The organism is Achromobacter sp. D10, from assembly GCF_035282245.1.
GTDB classification, from domain to species: Bacteria; Pseudomonadota; Gammaproteobacteria; order Burkholderiales; family Burkholderiaceae_B; genus Achromobacter; species Achromobacter insolitus.
In genome coordinates this window covers 597,971-615,743 of sequence record NZ_JAYJLE010000002.1, presented here as the reverse complement: position 1 = coordinate 615,743, position 17,773 = coordinate 597,971, and the positions used below count along the sequence as shown (strand labels likewise).

Sequence of the window (17,773 nt, the reverse complement as noted above, 5' to 3'; positions counted from 1 at the left end):
TCTCCTGTGGTGGCTCTGGAGCGCCTCGGTCGAGGCAGGGCGAGCCTAGTTAAAGTTATACAGAAAAAAATATTATAGGGTTAAAACAGTATCAGATGACGATGCGCAACTCCGGTAATTCCCTGATGTGCTACGAAAAACGCGTTTCAGCAAATGCATTCGTTAATGGCGAACTTGTACTAGAAAAGCTTGGCGGACGTCAGTTGGGGGATTCCCTGGGGCGCCACCGCGCGTCTCAGCGCCCCAACATGGGCCACACACGCTCTACCCGCGACGCCACCCATGCGGCAACCAGTGCCTTGGCCAGGTCGCCCGGCAGGAACACGGCCACCGCCAGCGCCGCCTTCGTAAAGCCCATCTTGGTCACGGCAGCCAGCCAGGGCACGCCGCAGGCGTAGACCACGGCGATGCCGCCTACCACGCAAGCCGCCACGTAGCCGGCGAACCTGGCCGCCCCGCCCGTGGCGCGGCCGGCAAGGCGCCGCGCCAGCCAGCCGGTCACAAAAGCGCCCGCCACCAGGCCCACGAGAAAACCACCGGTCGGCCCGAAGAAAGCGCCCAACCCTCCCCGGCCGCCCGGCAGCACGGGCAGCCCTACTGCCGCCAGCGCTAAATAAAGCAGGCACGCCAGCGCGCCGCGCACAGGGCCCAGCATCGCCCCCGCCAGCATGGCGCCCAGTGTCTGCAGCGTGACCGGCACCGGGATGGCGGGCAGCGGAATCGGTGGAATCAGGCTCAGGACGACGATCAGCGCCGCGAACAGCGCAATCAGCACGGTATTACTGGATTTCACGGTTTTCCCCTTTGGGAGATGGAACAGGGCGCGCGGCCCCTCAATGGCTGCGCGCGTCTATCGCTTCGGACACTTCCTGCGCCCTTTTCAGCGTTAACACGATCAAAGGCACGATCAGCGCAACGGGATTGGCGCCCAGTCCACGGGCCGCCTGCGCCTCGCGGATTTCCTGGAAATTGCGCCAGATTTCGGGCACGAAGCGCAGCGCCAGCGCCAGGGCCAGCGCAACTTTGCCGGCATCCACCAGCCGCATGCGTTCTAGCGGCATCAGCGCCTTTTCGCAAACGGCGATCAGGTCGGACGTGCGGGTGGCCAACGTGACGGCCAGGGCCAGGCCCACCATCGCCCCCACGCGCAGCAGGACCGCCAGCGCCTCCATCCCCCCCTGGAACCAGGCGGTGAAGAGGCCGACGGCCAACAGCACCCAGATCAATCCCTTGATCTGCCGCCAGACCGCGGCCGCGGTCACGCCCGTGGTCCCGACCAGCACGGCAGCGGCCAGAAAAGCCAGCGCCAGCCAGCGCGGATCGCGCAGCAGGAACAGGCCCGCGCCCGCCGCCATCAACGCCAGCAGTTTCAGCCAGGCCGGCAAGCGGTGCAGGACACTATTGCCCGCGACGTAGAGCGGTTCCATCATGCGCAGTGCTCCCGGTACCAGCGCAGGGCGGCAGCCGGCTGGTCGTCGGCCGCGATGCCGCCGTCGCGCACCACCACCACCCGGTCGAAATCCTCCAGCAGTTCCAGATCGTGGCTGACGACGATGGCGTCATGAGGAAGGCCCGCGATGGCATCGCGCACGCGATTGCGGTTGCGCAGGTCCAGCTGGGTGGTGGGTTCATCGAATACGATCAGCGCCGGTTCCATTACCAGCACCGCCGCCAACGCAACCAGCTGGCGTTCGCCGCCGGAGAGCGTGTGGCTGGTCCGGTCCGCCAGGTGGCCCACGCCCAGGTGGCCGAGTTGGGCATCGATACGGGCTTCGCGCTGCTGGCGGTCCGGGGCCAGGTGCTTCAGGCCGAACGCCAGGTCCTCGCGGACGATAGGAAAGACGATCTGGTTCTCGGGATTCTGGAATACGAAACCGACCTGCCGGCGCACGGCCTTCAAGTCGTGCCGGGTATCCAGGCCGCCCACCCGCACGCTGCCGGCGGAAGGCAGGACCAATCCGTTGATCAGGCGCGCGAGGGTGCTCTTGCCCGCGCCGTTGGGGCCGACGATGCCGATGCGGCGTTCGGCCAGCGTCAGGCTCACCCCATTCAGCACTTGCGCCTGGGGCGTGGAAACAACCGCCTGGTCAAACTCGATTAACATGGGGCGGGATTATGCCCGAACCATTTCGGGCATCGGGACTCCAAGAGCTCATATGGACAAAGTACGAAAATCCGACGCCGAATGGCGTGCCCAGCTTTCCCCCGAAGAATACGTCGTCACCCGTGAAAAGGGTACCGAACGGGCGTTCACCGGGCGTTACTGGAATACGTTCTCGCCTGGCATCTACCGCTGCGTGGGCTGTGGCACCGCGCTGTTCGCTTCCGACACCAAATTCGATGCCGGCTGCGGCTGGCCCAGCTACTTCCAGCCGCTGGACCCGGAACTGGTGCGCGAGGAGCGCGACACCAGCCACGGCATGGTCCGCACCGAAGTCCTATGCAACGTCTGCGACTCGCACCTGGGACACGTCTTTCCCGACGGCCCCGAGCCCACCGGACTGCGCTACTGCATCAATTCCCTGTCGATGACGTTTGAACCCATAGAAGACTGAATGAAGAAGTTCCTGTTCGACCTGTTTCCGCTGTTCCTTTTCTTCATTGCGTATCGGTACACGGACATTTTCATCGCTACGGGCGTCGCCATGGCGGCGGCCGTGCTGCAGATCGTCTGGTTGAAGGCCACGGGCCGCGCCACCGAGGCCATGCACTGGATCAACCTCACCGTCATCCTGGTCTTCGGCGGCGCCACGATCTGGCTGCATAGCGACGTCTTCATCAAATGGAAGCCCACGGTGCTGTATTGGCTGTTCGGCGGCGCCCTGGTCTTTGCACGCCTGTTCTTCGGCCGCAACCTGATCCGCCGCCTGATGGAAAAGCAGATCCAGTTGCCCGATGCCGCCTGGGAACGCCTGAACCTGGTCTGGGCCGGATTCTTCCTGATCGCGGGCGCGCTCAACCTGTACGTGGCATTTTCCGGCCACTTCACCGAATCGCAGTGGGTCAGCTTCAAGGCCTTCGGCCTGATGGGCCTGATGGTCGTCTTCGTGATCGGCCAGTCGATCTGGCTGGGCAAGCACATCCAGACGGAGGAACAGGCCCCCTCCTCCGATACGCCGCCCCGCCAACCCTGACGCCCCCTCACTTCCAGACCGGCGCGCCCGCCTCCCGGGCCCCGCGCGCCGGAACTAACCCATACCCCCCATGTCAGACACCACCGACCGCATGTCCCTGATCCGGGAGCGTCTAGCCGCCCTGGAACCCGTCAGCCTGGAGATCCTGGACGACTCGCATTTGCATGCCGGCCACGAAGGCAGTAAAAACGGCGCCGGCCACTATCGCGTGATCATCGTAGCGCCTTGCTTTGCGGGGCTCTCCGCCGTTGCGCGGCATAGGCTGGTGTATCATCATTTGCAAGATTTGATCCCTTATCCGATTCATGCGCTTGCGCTAGATGCCCAGGCTCCCAAATAGAAAGTAAAAGGATATTCATGAAACGCATCGTCATGCTGGCTGCGGCCTGCGTCATCGCCGTGCCGGCTTTTGCCCAGAACGTGGCTACCGTCAACGGCAAGGCCATCTCGCAAAAGAGCCTGGATCAATTCGTCAAGCTGTTGGTCAGCCAGGGCGCCACCGATTCGCCGCAGCTGCGCGAACAGGTCAAGCAGGAAATGATCAACCGCCAGATCTTCGTGCAAGCCGCCGAATCCAGCGGCATCGCCAAGCAGGCCGACGTCCAGACCGAAGTCGAGCTGGCCCGCCAAGGCATCCTGGTCCGCGCCCTGATGGCCGACTACCTGGCCAAGCATCCGGTGTCGGACGCCAAGGTCACGGCCGAATACGAAAAGATCAAGAAGGAACAGGCCGGCAAGATGGAATACAAGGTCCGCCACATCCTCGTCGAAGACGAGAAGACGGCAAACGACCTGCTGGCCCAGATCAAGAGCAACAAGAGCAAGTTCAACGACCTGGCCAAGAAGAACTCCAAGGACCCCGGCAGCGCCGAAAAGGGTGGCGATCTGGGTTGGGCTCCCCCGACCAACTACGTCCAGCCGTTCGCGCAGGCCGTGACGCAGCTGAAGAAGGGCGAATTGGTCGACAAGCCGGTGCAAACCCAGTTCGGCTGGCACATCATCATGGTTGACGACACCCGTCCGGTGGAATTCCCGCCGCTCGACCAGGTGCGTCCGCAGTTGGAAGAAATGCTGCGCCAGCAAACCCTGGCCGACTACCAGAAGGAACTGCGCGAAAAGGCCAAGATCCAGTAAGCCTTGCCGCAAGAATGAAAATTGCCCGCTCATGCGGGCAATTTTTTTGCGCCTGTGTTGACCATTCCCAATAGGCGTGGCTCCAACCTAGGCCAGCGCCTGCTTCAGATGGGGTTCCCACAACCGCCCTTCCAGCAGCGGCGACAGATGGCCATAGCGCCCGTCCACGCTGACTTGGACGACGTTAGCGGGATATGGGGCCTGGGCCCGGGCGTCTGGATCATCCGGCGCAAACAGCTCATCCGACACGCAGCGCAGCCACCGCACGGGCGTGGCTGTCTCCAACAATGCTGCCCGGGCGTCGTAGCGGCAGGCGGACGTCCTGAGCGCCGCCATGGACCACGGCGAAAAGCGCCCCGCCCAGGCTTGCGCCTCGGCCTGCAAGCGCGATTCCGCATCGGGCTCGCGGGCGTCCGCCAACCATCGCGCGTAGCCATAGCGCCGCAAGGTCGCACACCGCAACTCGACCCATTCTCGCCTCGCATCCGCATCGCCCGCGTCCAGGGCGGCAGCGATCCGGCGCAGGCGCTGCGCATCCGCCATGCTGCCACCGCCACGCGGCGCCGAGGCCAGCACCACCGCCCGCCCGATCGGCAACGGCGCGGCCACCGCCCACTGGAAGGCCTGATAACCGCCATAGGAATAGCCCAACACCGCGTCCAGCCGCTTGACGCCGATGGCGCGCAGCCATTCCCCCTGAAGGCGCACCCCATCGGCAATCGACACGTCGGGAAATGTGCTGGCGGCCGCGCCCATCGGCGCGCTGCTGCCAAAACAGGAACCCAGCGCGTTGGGCGCCAGCACGCAAGTATCGCGTGTGTCCAGCGCCGCCCCGGGCCCCAGCCAAGGGCTCGCCCACCCGGCGTCGGGATAGGCCTCTCCCTCGTCCGCCTTCAGCGCCTGCTGGCTGCCGGATATGCCGTGCAGCAGCAGGACCACGGCGCGCGCTCGGTCCGGCGCCGGACCATAGCAGGACCACGCCAGCCGCGCCGGCGCGAGCCGCTTGCCGCTTTCCAGCGGCAGGGCGTCGAATTGCATCACGCCTGCGGCGTGATCCGAAGACGGGCTGGCGGACACCGGACCCTCCTAGATGGGACGTTCGCCCATGACCGTCGTGCGATAGATCGTACGCCGCATGCTGGCTGGCAGTTCGCGCGTGGTCGCCTTGTGCATCACGCAGCGGTTGTCCCACATGACCACGTCGCCCGGCTCCCATTGCAGCGCGTATTGGTACTTCTGCTGCGTGCAATGCGCGAACAGGCGTTCCAGCAGTTCCTGGCTGTCCGCCTCGCCCCAGCCGGACACCTCGGCCGTCATGCCGGGATGGACGTACAGCGCCTTGCGGCCTGTTTCAGGGTGCGTGCGCACAATGGGGTGCTCCACGTCCGGCGTGCCGGCCAACTGGCTCGCGTCCATCTTTACCTGGGTGCCCTCCTCGGCGCGGGTATTCTTGCGCCGGTAGCGGTGCACTGCCCGCAAGCCTGCCAACTGGGCTTGAATGCCGCCGTCCAGTTCCTCGTATGCCCGGTACATGTTGACGAACAAGGTATTGCCGCCTTCCGGCGGGATCAATTGGGCATTGAGGATAGTGGCCTTGGCCGGGCATTCGCGGAAGGCGAAGTCCGAATGCCAGTACGAACCGCCGTCGGCGATGCCTGCCGGCACGCCGTTCTTTACCTCGTTGGACAGCACGAATATCTCGGGATATTCAGGATGGTTGTACTGGGCCAGCACATGGATATCCAGCTCGCCCAGGCGGCGGCTGAAACGCAGTTGGCCCTCGGGCGACAGGCGCTGGTTCTTGAAGACCAGCAGTTGGTGGCGCAGGAACAGCTGGTTCACGTCCTCGAACGCGGTGTCGTCGAGAGTTTCCAGGTCCACGCCATGCACTGCCGCGCCGATCAGCGGGCTCAAGGGAATCGCTTTCATGATCAGACTCCTGCCAAGGTTCAGGGAAGGCGATGCACGCGGGCCTCGGTACGCACCAGGGGCTCTGCGCCATGCTCTCCGATCAACACCGGGTATTCCAACCGCATGCCGCCCACGCCCGGGCGGTACAGGTGCGTGCCCAGCGCCACCACCATGCCCGGGGTGACGATGTCGCGGCTGCGCAGATTGATAAACGGCCGGGTCCGCGCGCAGGTGCCCAGGCCATGGCCGAACAGCGGCAGCCCGAACTCGCTCAAGCCATGTTTTTCGAACACGGCGATGCCGCGGCTGGCGCACTCCGCAATCGGGCGGCCGGGTGTAAGGGACGCAAGCATGGTCTGCACGGTGTCTTCCCAGCAATCGATCAGCTTGCTCTGGACGGAGTCCGGCTTGCCCAGGAAGACAGGCAACGCGGTATCCGCCATATATAGGTCCAGCAAGGGATGCAGGTCCAGGATCACGAATTCGTTCGGCCGGATGGCGCGGTCCGTCGCCTGCTGGGTAACGCCGCGCAGGAATCCCGTGCGTTCGCCGGCGCCCACTTCGGTGCCCCCGGTCACAGCCCAGGACCAGGTGCTGCCCCGCTGCCGGATCGCGCGCTCGATTTCCCCGGCGATTTCGTTCTCGGTCGCGCCCGCCCGCACTGCATTCATGCCCTGCTCGAAGCCGTAATCCGAGACTTCCGCGGCGTGGCGCAGGCGCTCTATCTCGGCCCCGTCCTTGATCAGCATGACATCGTCGATAACGTCCACGCCGTTTTCGAAGCGGATGTCGGGCAAGTGGCTGGACAGGTCGAAGTATTCGGCGGCGGTGAGCATGCCCGGCGCCACCTGCGCGGCGCCCGGATGCGACAGGTCCAGCGCGACCTTGCCCCGCGTCAGGCCATGGTGTTCCAGGCGCTGGCGTATCAATTGCGGAAAGTCCGAGAATTCGAACTCGTACATTTCCATCTCGTGGCCTTCCGCCCGCACCCGCGAGGCGTCCATGGCCCAGTAGATGAACTCGCAGCGCCCGTCCGCCGTGACCAGCACGGCGCCGCGCCACGGCATGAACGCCCCGCTCAGGTAATGCAGCGCGCCCTGGCGAGTGCCAAGATAGGCGTCAAACCCGAGTTCGCGCGCGTGCTGGGCAACGCGCTTGCGGCGCGCCTGAAAATCGATGGACTGCATGTATCGCTCCTATTTGGGGATTCAGGAAACCGACGCGCCGGAGGCCTTGACCACGGGGGCCCATTTCTCGGTTTCGTCGGCGGTAAAGCGGGCGAAGTCGTCGGGCTTGCTGGCCACCGGGTCGGCAGCCTGCGAGACCAGTTGTTCCCGCACTCGGGGATCGGCCAACGCCCGGGCGATTTCCTGCTGCAGGCGATCGACGATGGGGCGCGGGGTGCCGGCAGGCGCGAACACGCCGATCCATGACGTCATGGCATATCCGGGCACGGTTTCGGCCACGGTGGGGATGTCGGGCGCCGCGGGAGAACGCTTCGGACCGGTCACGGCGATGGCGCGCAGCTTGCCGGCCTTGATCAGCGGCTGCGCGATGACCAGGCTGTCGAACGCCAGGTCGGCCTGGCCGCCGATCACGTCCGTCAGCGCGGGCAGGCTGCCCTTGTAGGGGATGTGCTGCATCTGCACGCCCGCCATCTCGTTGAACAGCTCACCGGACATGTGCATGGACGTGCCGCTGCCGCCCGAAGCGCGGTTGAGCTTGCCCGGGTTGGCACGGGCGTAGGCGATCAAATCCGCCACCGAATAGATCGGGAGCTTGGGATTGACCACCACGACCAACGGATACGACACCACCTGCGTCACCGCCGTGAAGTCTTTCAGCGGCTGGAACGGCATGGACTTGTACAACGTCTGGTTGATGGCGTTGGTGCCGATGGTGCCCATGAGAATGGTGTAGCCGTCAGGCGCCGACTTCGCCACCGCGTCCGCACCGATATTGCCGCCCGCCCCAGGCTTGGCCTCGACGATGACGGATACGCCCATGCTCTGCGTCATGCGCTCGGCCAGCAGCCGCGTGACGATTTCGGTGGGTCCCCCAGCCGCTGCCGGCACCACGAAACGGATGGGTTTGCTGGGATAGGCCTCGGCCGCGCCGGCGGCGGAACTGGCCGCCATCCCCGCCGCCAGGGCGCATGCGCCCAAGGCGCGCATTAGTCTCCTGCACATGGCATGTCTCCATATATGCGGGGCGTACCGGGCGGGGTGCCCTGGCCGACCCATCTAATTAACGAACAATTGTTCGCTAATTGGCATTTTATGAAGATTGCGGCGGATGTCAAACTACAATCGAGCCTTCAACGACAAGACCGCCGATACATGGACACGACATTGCCGGAACCCAAAGAAAGAAAAGAGGAGTTTCTCGACAGCCTGGCCAACGGCCTGCAATTGCTGCAGATCTATGCCACGGGCGTGGCGAGCGTGACGGTGCAGGAAGCGGCCGAGCAACTGGACGTCACGCGCGCGGCGTCGCGGCGCATACTGTTGACGCTGGAAAAGCTGGGCTATGTGCGGCAGGACGGCAGGAATTTTTCGCCTACGCCCAAGGTCATGGATCTGGGGTATGCCTATTTCGCTTCGCTGAGCCTGCCCAAGCTGACCCGCGCGACCATGCGCGAAGTCGCGCAGACCGTCGGAGAAACCTGCTCATTGGGCGTGCTGGACAGGCAACACGTCGTGTTCCTGGCGCGCGAAGAAGGCCCCAAGCTGCTCAAGCTGGACCTGTCGGTGGGCAGCCGCCTGCCCGCCTACGCCCACTCGCTGGGCCGCACGCTGCTGTCGACGCTGGACGACGAGGCGCTCGATGCCTATCTGGAAAGCGCCGACCTGAAGCGGCTGACGCCCTACACCACGGTGTCGCGCAGCGCCTTGCGCAAGCTGATCCGGCAGGTGCGCCAGGACGGCTACTGCATTTCGGTCAGTGAATTGGTGGACGGATTCGCGGGCGTGGCAGTGCCGCTGTACAACCATGAAGGCCGCGCGGTGGCAGGCCTGAGCGTCAGCATGGTGCTCGGATCCCGCCAGCCCGACGAATTGAAGCGGCAGCATTTGCCGGCCTTGCAGCGCGCAGCCGCTGCCATCCTCGACATGATGCCTCGCAGCACCATCTGACCGGCTCTACAGGCCGGGCGGCCTCAACCGCCCTGCTCGCCCAGCAGGGCCTTCAGCCCGTCCTCGTCCAGCACGGCCACGCCCAGTTCCTGGGCCTTGGTCAGTTTGCTGCCGGAATCCTCGCCAGCAACCAGATAGGCCGTTTTCTTGGACACCGAACCGCTGACCTTGCCGCCCGCCGCCTGGATGCGCATGGAGGCCTCTTCGCGCGTCCAGTTGGGCAGCGTACCGGTCAACACAAAGGTCTTGCCGGCCAGGGTCGTGCCTTGCGGCGCCGCCTCGGCTACCGGGTTCACTCCTTGCGCTTTCAGTTGTTCGATGACGTCGCGGTTGTGCTGCTCGGCAAAGAAGCGGCGGATCGACGCCGCCACAACCGGCCCGACATCGGGCACCGAGGACAGGGCGTCCTCATCGGCGTCCATGATGGCCTCGATGCTGCCGAAATGGCGAGCCACGTCTCGCGCCGTGGTTTCGCCCACGTGGCGGATGCCCAGCGCGAACAGCAACCGGCTCAGCGCCGGCGCGCGCGCCTTGTCGATGGCCGCCACCAGATTGTCGGCCGACTTCTGGCCCATGCGGTCCAGGCCCACCAGCTCCAGCGGGCGCAAGCTGTAAAGATCCGCCAAGGTCTTGACCCGGCCGCTGTCGACCAACTGATCGACCAGCTTCTCACCCAGGCCTTCGATGTCCAGCGCCTTGCGGCTGGCGGCGTGCCACAGCGTCTGCTTGCGCTGCGCGCCGCAGAACAGGCCGCCCGTGCAGCGCGCGATGGTTTCGTCTTCCAGGCGTTCGATGGCGGAACCGCAGACCGGACAGGCCGTGGGCATGACGAATTCGCGGGCATCGTCCGGCCGCTTGTCGAGCACGGGCGCCAGCACCTCGGGGATCACGTCGCCCGCGCGGCGCACGATGACCGTGTCGCCGATGCGCACATCCTTGCGGCGGATTTCGTCCTCGTTATGCAGGGTGGCGTTGGTAACGGTAACTCCGCCCACGAACACCGGCTTCAGGCGCGCAACAGGCGTAATGGCGCCAGTGCGGCCCACCTGCACTTCGATGTCGAGCAAGGTGGTGGTGGCTTCTTCGGCGGCGAACTTATGCGCCAGCGCAAAGCGCGGCGCGCGCGCCACGAAACCCAGCACCTTCTGAGCCGGGAGCGAATCCACTTTGTAGACCACGCCGTCGATGTCGTAGGGCAGCTCGGCCCGCAACTGTCCGACCTTGGCGTAAAAGGCCATCAGGCCCTCGGCGCCGCTGGCGCGGTGATTGTGCTTCACGTTCACCGGCAGCCCCAGCGAAGCGAGCCAGTCCAGCATCGCGCCATGGGATTTTTCGGGCAACTGCGACGCCTGGGCCGCGCCCGCCGATGCCTCGGCGAACAAGCCGCCCTGCGTGCCCGCCAAACCCTGGACCTCGCCCCAACCATAGGCAAAAAAGCGCAACGGCCGCTTGGCGGTGATGCGCGGATCCAGCTGGCGCAGGCTGCCAGCCGCCGCATTGCGCGGATTGACGAAGACTTTCTCGTCGCGCTTGGCCTGGGCCTGATTCAGTTTTTCAAAGTCGGCGCGGTTCATGAGCACTTCGCCGCGGACTTCCAGCACCTGCGGAAATGAGCCCTTGAGCTGCAGCGGAATCGCTTTGATCGTGCGGATGTTCGAGGTGACGTCCTCGCCCGTCTGGCCATCGCCGCGCGTGGCGGCCTGCACCAGGCGGCCGTTCTCGTAGCGCAGGCTGATCGCCAGCCCATCCAGCTTGAGCTCGCAGAAGTAATCGGCTTCCTGGGCCGGCCCCAGCAGGCCCGCGCCGCGCAGCGTGTCGGTCACGCGGCGGTCGAAAGCCAGCACGTCCTCTTCGTCGAAGGCATTGCCCAGGGAGAGCATGGGCACCACATGGCGCACGCTGCCAAAGGCGGAGACAGGCGCCGCGCCCACGCGCTGCGTGGGGGACTCCGGCGTCACCAGTTCAGGATGCTCGGCCTCCAGGGCCTGCAGTTCCCGCATCAGCCCGTCGTACTCGGCGTCCGATATCGACGGATCGTCGTAGACGTAGTAGCGGACGTTGTGCTGTTCAATCTCGGCGCGCAGGCGCGCCGCGGCTTGCGCCGGGTTTTCACCGCCAGACGCGCCGCTCATTTAGGCAAACACCCTTTGGGCGCGCTCGCTGCCGGCGGGCAGACCCGCTTGTTCAAGCTGGCCGAACAACACCTGCAGACGCTCGTCGATGACCGTTTCCGACCCATCGGCCAGCGGCTTGCCCTGGTCGTCGACCAGGTCCGCGCGCAGGCGGGCGGCCAGGTCGCGGCCCACGTCGACCATGCGGCCGAAGGCGCGGCTGTCCGCCGGGCTGCAGGGAACGTCCAGCAACAGGTACAGGCGTTCGATTCCGCCCATGCCGGCATCGAACGCCGCGCCATCGGCGCGCGCCAGCGTGAAGCGGGCCACGCCGTTTTCCGCCGGCCAGGCCAGGCGGCTGCCGTCGGCGACGAAGCCGAGGTCGCGAGCCACGGCCAGAACTTCGGCGGCCGGCTGGGCCGTGCCCAGCAGCAGGGTCAGGCCAACCTGGGTATCCAGGGCAGCGCAGGTATCGTCCAGGCGGGCGCCTTGCTCAAGCACGGCTTGCTGGTCCGGACCTTCGATGGTGGCATCGAAACGCTCGGCCATGTCCTGGGCGCGGGCCCAGGCCTGCGACCATTCGATGGCGGTCAATGGGCCGCTGCGGTTGGCCAGCAGCACAGCCAGTTGCATGGAGGCATAGGACTCGCCGGCATGGACGCGCGCGCGATGGCGGCGCTGGTCGGTTTCGGCGAACACGCGCATGGGCTTGCGGCCCACGTGGCGCAGGCTTTGCATGTAGGGCAGCAGGTCGGCACCGCGCACCGCTTCAGCGAAGTTGATCTCGATGACCACCTCGCAGGCGGGATCGGGCTCTTCGGTATCGTCGGCATCGCTACCGGGGTCAACCGGCACCGGCTGGCCGGGCTGCGCGCGAGGCGCATCGCCTCCCATGCCGGGTTCGCGGCGCGCTGCCGCGCCCGTTGCCGATGCCGCGCCGGCGGCCGCCCCGGCTCCCGCCCCCAAGAGCGGATCCTGTTCGGTGGATGGGAAATGGGTCTGCATCTTGCGACGGACACGTCGGTCCTGCCACCAGTTGAATCCCAGCACCAGCAGTATCAGCAATACGCCCAGGGCTATCAGCCCGATCTGCAAATCACTCATGTATAAATCCCGCGCCGAAACCCCGACGCCCTTCTGAATATTGGGTTTATGCCGCTTCGGAGGCCATCATCTGGACGGCCGAGTCTATGTCTACCGCAACGATACGCGAAACCCCTTGCTCTTGCATGGTTACACCGATCAGTTGCTTGGCCATCTGCATCGCGATCTTGTTGTGCGAGATGAAGAGGAACTGGGTCTGCTCGCTCATGTTGGCGACCAGGTTCGCGTAGCGCTCCGTGTTGGCGTCGTCCAGCGGCGCGTCCACCTCGTCCAGCAGGCAGAACGGCGCGGGGTTGAGCTTGAACAGCGCAAACACCAGCGCGGTGGCGGTCAGGGCCTTTTCGCCGCCGGACAGCAGGTGGATGGTGCTGTTGCGCTTGCCCGGAGGCTGGGCCATGACCTGGACCCCGGCGTCGAGGATTTCCTCGCCCGTCATGGTCAGCTTGGCCTCGCCGCCGCCAAACAGCTTGGGGAAAAGCTCGCCAAAATGGCCGTTGACGACGTTGAAGGTCTCTTGCAGCAGTTCTCGGGTCTCGCGGTCGATCTTGCGGATGGCGTCCTCGAGAGTCTCGATGGCGGTCATCAGGTCCTGATGCTGAGAATCCAGGAAGCCCTTGCGCTCGCGCGAGGTGTTCAGTTCGTCCAGCGCCGCCAGGTTGACCGAGCCCAGGGCTTCGATCTGGCGCGAAATACGGCTGACTTCCGACTGCAGCCAGCTTGCGCGGCGCCATTCGTCGGGCTGGTTGGCCAGATCCTGGGCCAGCGCCTCGCGGTCGACCTCGCGCGCGTTCAGTTGTTCGGTGAACTGTTCTTCGGCCAGGCGGGCGGCCTGCTCCTGTAGTTGCAGTTCCATGATGCGGGCGCGCCGCGGCTCCAGCGTCTGCTCCTGCTGCAGACGGTCTTCGTCCGCGCCGCGCAGCAAAGCCGCCAGGTTTTCGAGTTCCTGGCGCGCACGCGACAGGGCTTCCTCGCGCTCGGCGCGCACTTCCAGCGCGTCCTGCAGGCCCGCCTGGGATGCCGAGGCGTCCAGTTCGGCCAAGTCCACCAGCAGCTGTTCCAGCTCGACGCTGCCACGCTGGCTCTGGTCGGCAGCCAGTTGCTGGTTGCGTTGCAGGTCGGTAATGCGGACCTGGATGCCGCGTTCGGCGAATTCGGCTTCCTGGGCGGCGCGTTCCAGTTCGCGCAGGCCGGCGCGGGCGGCTTCGGCCTGGGCCGCCAGGGTTTCACCGTCGATTTCGGCGTCGGCGAACCGGGATTGGTGTTCGGCCAGCTCTTCGTCCAGGGCCTCGAAGCGGGCTTCGGCTTCCTCGCGGGTGGCGCGCAGGTCTTCTTCCTGGACCTTGATCTCTTCCAGGTCCTGGCGCAGGCGGGAGGCGCGTTCGCCGGACTGCTCGGCCTGCTGCTGCAGGCGCGAATGTTCAAGCTGGATGTCGTGCACCCGGCGGGTGACCTCGGCCACGCGCTGGCGGGCTGGCGCGATGGCCTGGGACACTTGCTGCCAGGCGGCTTCGGCGCGGGCGACCGCGGCGCGCGCCTGGTCGGCGATCAGTTGCTGCGCCTTGATCTCGCGCTGCAGGTTCTCGATTTCCTGCTGGCGGGCCAGCAGCCCGGCCTGTTCGGAATCCGGCGCGTAGAAGCGCACGCTATGGGCATCGACCAGGTGGCCGGCCTTGACCACGCAGGCGCCGCCAGCGGGCAGGCTGGCGCGCATGGCCAGGGCCTGGGTCACGTCGGTAGCCGTGTAGATGCCGCCCAGCCATTCGTTGAGCAGCGTGCGCAGGTCGGGATCGGTAATGCGCAGCAGGCTGGCCAGCGACGTCAGACCGGCCGGCGCGGCCGGCGTGGGCGCCGCCACCGGCAACTGGTAGAAGGCCAACCGGGCGGGCGGCGCGTCCTCGGCGAAGGCGCGGGCCCAATCCAGGTTGCGCACTTCCATGGAGGCCATGCGCTCGCGCAGGGCGGCCTCGAGGGCGGTTTCCCAGCCGGGCTCAATGTGCAATTTCTGCCACAGGCGCGACAGCCCGGCCAGCTCATGCTTGGCCAGCCAAGGCTCCAGCGCGCCCTGCTTCTGCACGTCTTCCTGCAACTTCACCAGCGCCGAAAGACGGGCCTCCAGGCGAGCCAGATTCTGCACCTCGGTCTGGGCGGCCGCCTGCGCGCGGCTGCGCTCGGCATCCGCTTCCGGCACGCGGCCTTCCAGGGTGGCCAGTTCCTCCTGGGCTTCCTCGAGCTGGTCCTCGCCGGCGACGCGGTCGCCGGCCAGTTGTTCCAGCCGCACCGGATCCGGACTGTGGAGTTCGCGCAATTCCTGCTGCAGACGCTCGCGGCGCTGCTCCAGGGCCTGCATCTGGCGGTCCGCGTCGCGCTGCGACTGCGCCACCAGGGCGAGGTTCTGTTCAACCCGCGCCAGTGCGGCGCGCATCTCGTCGCGCCCGGAGGCGGCTTCGCGCACGCGCTGTTCCACGGCCGGCAGCGCGGCCTGGGCGTCCTCGGCCTTGGCACGCGCCTCTTCCGTGCGGGCGGCGCCGGCAGCGAGGTCTTCCTCGGCCTGCGCGATCTGTTCGGTGCAATGTTCGCGTTGGGCAGTCCACTCGCCGATCTGCTGCTGCAGCTGATCCCGGCGCGCCTGCAGGCGGTTGCGGGAATCGACGACATGGCGGATTTCGGCTTCCAGGCGGCTGACCTGGGCATTGGCCTCGTACAGCGCGCCTTGGGCGGCATGGACGGCGTCGCTGGCGGCGTAGTGGGCCTGGCGCCGGGACTCCAGCGCGGCCTCGCCCGCCCGCAAGCCGGCAATGGCGGCTTCCAGTTCGTTCTGGGCCTGCGCCATCTCCTGGGCTTTCTTGGCGCGCTCTTCACGCGCCCCGGTTTCCTTCAGGAACCACAGCGCATGCTGCTTCTTTTCGCCGTCCGCCTGGAGTTCGCGGTAGCGCGTGGCCACTTCGGCCTGTGCTTCCAGTTTTTCGAGCTGGCTGTTGAGCTCGCGCAGGATGTCTTCGACGCGGGTCAGGTTCTCGCGCGTGTCGGACAGGCGGTTTTCGGTCTCGCGGCGCCGTTCCTTGTAGCGGGACACGCCGGCCGCCTCTTCCAGGAACACCCGCAACTCTTCCGGGCGCGCCTCGATCAGGCGGTTGATCATGCCCTGGCCGATGATGGCGTAGCCGCGGGCGCCGAGGCCGGTGCCCAGGAAGATGTCGTGAATGTCGCGGCGGCGGACCTGCTGGTTATTGACGAAATAGCTGCTAGTGCCGTCGCGGGTCAGCACGCGGCGCACCGCGATTTCCGCGTACGTGCTCCATTGGCCGGCCGCGCGGCCTTCGCTGTTGTCGAACACCATCTCCACCGAAGCCCGCGCCGCAGGCTTGCGGTTGCCGGAACCGTTGAAAATGACGTCCTGCATGGACTCGCCGCGCAGTTCCGAGGCCTTGGCCTCGCCCAGCACCCAGCGCACGGCGTCGATGATGTTCGATTTCCCGCAGCCATTGGGACCCACCACGCCCACCAGTTGGCTGGGCACGGGAATCACGGTGGGATCGACAAAGGACTTGAAGCCGGCGAGTTTTAGCTGAGTAAGACGCACAATACGATGACGACGGGGTGGGTTGAACGAAAGGCGTTAACGGACCTGCCGCACAGATTGCAAACCGGCCCCTGTAGGGCCGGCGCACAGATGGGTCGTATGATACCGCAGGCAGTCTGTCCCCAAACGTCAGCAAGGGTCAAGGCGCGTTGTCCCTAAGGCTTGCCGGCGGTCAATCCACGGGCAAACGCTCAATGGCTGCCACCGGGGCTCCGGCTATACTCCCTGACACTTTTTTGCACGACACATAAATTTTCACGCGGACTGGCCGGGGCCAGGCCAAAGAACGGGGACATTCTTGAAACGTGGTTTCTATCTGGTCATGGCCGCGCAGGCCTTCTCGTCATTGGCGGACAATGCGCTGTTCATCGCAGCCATCGCCTTGATACAGGAACTGCATGGGCCGGACTGGCTGGCACCCATGATGAAGTGGTCGTTCGCGCTGGCTTACGTCGTCCTGGCCGCCTTTGTCGGCGCGCTGGCGGACTCTTTCCCCAAGGGCCGCGTGATGTTCTCCACCAACGCCCTGAAGGTCGCCGGATGCATGCTGATGTTCTCGTATGCCAGCATCGGCGTCGCGCCCCAATACCAGACCTACCTGGTCTGTGCGGCCTATGGCATCGTCGGCATCGGCGCCGCGGCCTATTCTCCCGCCAAGTACGGCATCGTCACGGAAATGCTGCCCCCGGCCATGCTGGTCAAGGGCAATAGCTGGATCGAAGGCCTGACGGTCTTCTCCATCATCCTGGGCACGGTCCTGGGCGGCCTGCTGATTTCCTCCTCCGTTTCCACCGCCCTGCTCAGCCATTCCTTCATCGGCAAGCTGGTCCACACCCCGGCCGAGGCCGCGATCCTGGTCATCTCGTTCGTGTACCTGCTGGCGGCGCTGTGCAACCTGATGATTCCGCACACCCACGTGCGCTACCCGCCGCAGCAGAAGAATCCCGTCCGGCTCGTGCGCACGTTCTGGGGCTATGTCCGCGTGCTCTGGAAGGACAAGCTGGGCCAGATCTCGCTGGCCGTCACCACGCTGTTCTGGGGCGCCGGCGCCACCCTGCAGCTGATCGTCATCGAATGGGGCCGCAGCCACCTCGGATACCAGCTGGATAAAGCCTCGATGCTGATGGGCGTGGCCGCGCTGGGCACGGTGGTCGGATCCATCCTGGCTGGCCGCATTCCGCTGCGGCGCGCACTGGCCGTCCTGCCGGTCGGCGCCGCCATGGGTCTGGTCGTGCTCCTGATGCCGCTGGTCTACTCGCCCTGGAGCGTCTACCTGCTGCTGCTGATCACGGGCGGCCTGGCCGGTTTCTTCGTGGTGCCGATGAACGCGCTGCTGCAACACCGCGGCCACGTGCTGCTGTCGGCGGGCCACTCCATCGCCGTGCAGAACTTCAACGAACAGCTCAACATCCTGTTGATGGTGGCCATGTATACCGTGCTGCTGTGGCTGCAGTTGCCCATCAACATCATCATTGTGATTTTCGGCACCGTGGTCGCCGTGCTGATGGTGGTCTTCATGCGCTGGAGCAAGCGCAATCTGCAGGCCAACCCCGAATTGCACGATCAGATCGGCCAGGAAGGCCACGGCCGCGCACTGGACTCCTCGCACTAGACGCAAGCAGGTTCAGAACGAAAAAAACCGGGCGATGGCCCGGTTTTTTATTT

Annotated in this window: 16 protein-coding genes; 6 read left to right on the top strand and 10 right to left on the bottom strand. The window is 65.7% G+C overall.

Going from position 1 to position 17,773, the window contains the following annotated elements:
- Positions 1-235 precede the first annotated feature (235 nt).
- Genes VCS63_RS09670 through VCS63_RS09660 form a run of 3 tightly spaced genes read right to left on the bottom strand, consistent with a single transcriptional unit; the run spans position 236 to position 2,104 of the window.
- Positions 236-793, bottom strand: coding sequence for a biotin transporter BioY (locus VCS63_RS09670; RefSeq protein ID WP_042796809.1), 558 nt, complete (start codon positions 791-793; stop codon positions 236-238).
- Between the two features lie 40 nt (positions 794-833).
- On the bottom strand, positions 834-1,430 hold the full coding sequence (locus VCS63_RS09665) for an energy-coupling factor transporter transmembrane component T family protein (protein ID WP_042796808.1): 597 nt from the start codon (positions 1,428-1,430) through the stop codon (positions 834-836).
- Complete coding sequence (locus VCS63_RS09660; protein ID WP_042796807.1) at positions 1,427-2,104, bottom strand: energy-coupling factor ABC transporter ATP-binding protein; 678 nt, start codon at positions 2,102-2,104, stop codon at positions 1,427-1,429. The genes VCS63_RS09665 and VCS63_RS09660 overlap by 4 nt, the downstream gene beginning before the upstream one ends.
- Positions 2,105-2,156: 52 nt before the next feature.
- Between VCS63_RS09660 and msrB the strand changes: the two genes are divergently transcribed.
- The 4 genes from msrB to VCS63_RS09640 all read left to right on the top strand — a co-directional run bounded on the left by msrB (position 2,157) and on the right by VCS63_RS09640 (position 4,268).
- Positions 2,157-2,555 (top strand): peptide-methionine (R)-S-oxide reductase MsrB, encoded by a 399-nt coding sequence (gene msrB, locus VCS63_RS09655; RefSeq protein WP_149065040.1) that lies wholly within the window; start codon positions 2,157-2,159, stop codon positions 2,553-2,555.
- Positions 2,556-3,134: a septation protein A gene (locus VCS63_RS09650; protein WP_063959849.1), complete on the top strand. Its 579-nt coding sequence runs from the start codon at positions 2,556-2,558 to the stop codon at positions 3,132-3,134.
- 70 nt (positions 3,135-3,204) lie between these two features.
- On the top strand, positions 3,205-3,474 hold the full coding sequence (locus tag VCS63_RS09645; RefSeq protein ID WP_063642027.1) for a BolA family protein: 270 nt from the start codon (positions 3,205-3,207) through the stop codon (positions 3,472-3,474).
- A 17-nt stretch (positions 3,475-3,491) separates the two neighbouring features.
- Entirely contained in the window at positions 3,492-4,268 is a 777-nt protein-coding gene (locus VCS63_RS09640; RefSeq protein ID WP_042796802.1) for a peptidylprolyl isomerase, read from the top strand.
- A gap of 87 nt (positions 4,269-4,355) precedes the next feature.
- Here VCS63_RS09640 and VCS63_RS09635 read toward each other — a convergent pair whose 3' ends face one another.
- Genes VCS63_RS09635 through VCS63_RS09620 form a run of 4 tightly spaced genes read right to left on the bottom strand, consistent with a single transcriptional unit; the run spans position 4,356 to position 8,368 of the window.
- A complete protein-coding gene (locus VCS63_RS09635) occupies positions 4,356-5,345 on the bottom strand; it encodes an alpha/beta fold hydrolase (RefSeq protein ID WP_323879465.1) in 990 nt (329 codons plus the stop codon).
- 9 nt (positions 5,346-5,354) lie between these two features.
- Positions 5,355-6,197, bottom strand: a complete 843-nt coding sequence (locus VCS63_RS09630) for a TauD/TfdA dioxygenase family protein (RefSeq protein ID WP_063959851.1) — start codon at positions 6,195-6,197, stop codon at positions 5,355-5,357.
- A 20-nt stretch (positions 6,198-6,217) separates the two neighbouring features.
- Positions 6,218-7,366: a M24 family metallopeptidase gene (locus VCS63_RS09625; protein ID WP_076815835.1), complete on the bottom strand. Its 1,149-nt coding sequence runs from the start codon at positions 7,364-7,366 to the stop codon at positions 6,218-6,220.
- A gap of 21 nt (positions 7,367-7,387) precedes the next feature.
- Positions 7,388-8,368, bottom strand: a complete 981-nt coding sequence (locus VCS63_RS09620) for a tripartite tricarboxylate transporter substrate binding protein (protein ID WP_082900529.1) — start codon at positions 8,366-8,368, stop codon at positions 7,388-7,390.
- A gap of 150 nt (positions 8,369-8,518) precedes the next feature.
- On the opposite strand from VCS63_RS09620, the gene VCS63_RS09615 reads away from it, so the two are divergent.
- The gene (locus VCS63_RS09615; RefSeq protein WP_082884696.1) at positions 8,519-9,313 is read left to right on the top strand and encodes an IclR family transcriptional regulator domain-containing protein; all 795 of its coding nucleotides are present in this window, start codon (positions 8,519-8,521) and stop codon (positions 9,311-9,313) included.
- A gap of 23 nt (positions 9,314-9,336) precedes the next feature.
- Here VCS63_RS09615 and ligA read toward each other — a convergent pair whose 3' ends face one another.
- The 3 genes from ligA to smc are packed head-to-tail and all read right to left on the bottom strand — an operon-like array spanning position 9,337 to position 16,108.
- The gene (ligA, locus tag VCS63_RS09610; RefSeq protein WP_076815837.1) at positions 9,337-11,445 is read right to left on the bottom strand and encodes an NAD-dependent DNA ligase LigA; all 2,109 of its coding nucleotides are present in this window, start codon (positions 11,443-11,445) and stop codon (positions 9,337-9,339) included.
- Entirely contained in the window at positions 11,446-12,528 is a 1,083-nt protein-coding gene (locus VCS63_RS09605; protein WP_149065042.1) for a cell division protein ZipA C-terminal FtsZ-binding domain-containing protein, read from the bottom strand.
- Positions 12,529-12,574: 46 nt separating this feature from the next.
- On the bottom strand, positions 12,575-16,108 hold the full coding sequence (gene smc, locus VCS63_RS09600; protein ID WP_076815839.1) for a chromosome segregation protein SMC: 3,534 nt from the start codon (positions 16,106-16,108) through the stop codon (positions 12,575-12,577).
- 298 nt (positions 16,109-16,406) lie between these two features.
- Between smc and lplT the strand changes: the two genes are divergently transcribed.
- Entirely contained in the window at positions 16,407-17,720 is a 1,314-nt protein-coding gene (lplT, locus tag VCS63_RS09595; protein WP_063642034.1) for a lysophospholipid transporter LplT, read from the top strand.
- The last annotated feature ends 53 nt before the right edge of the window (positions 17,721-17,773 follow it).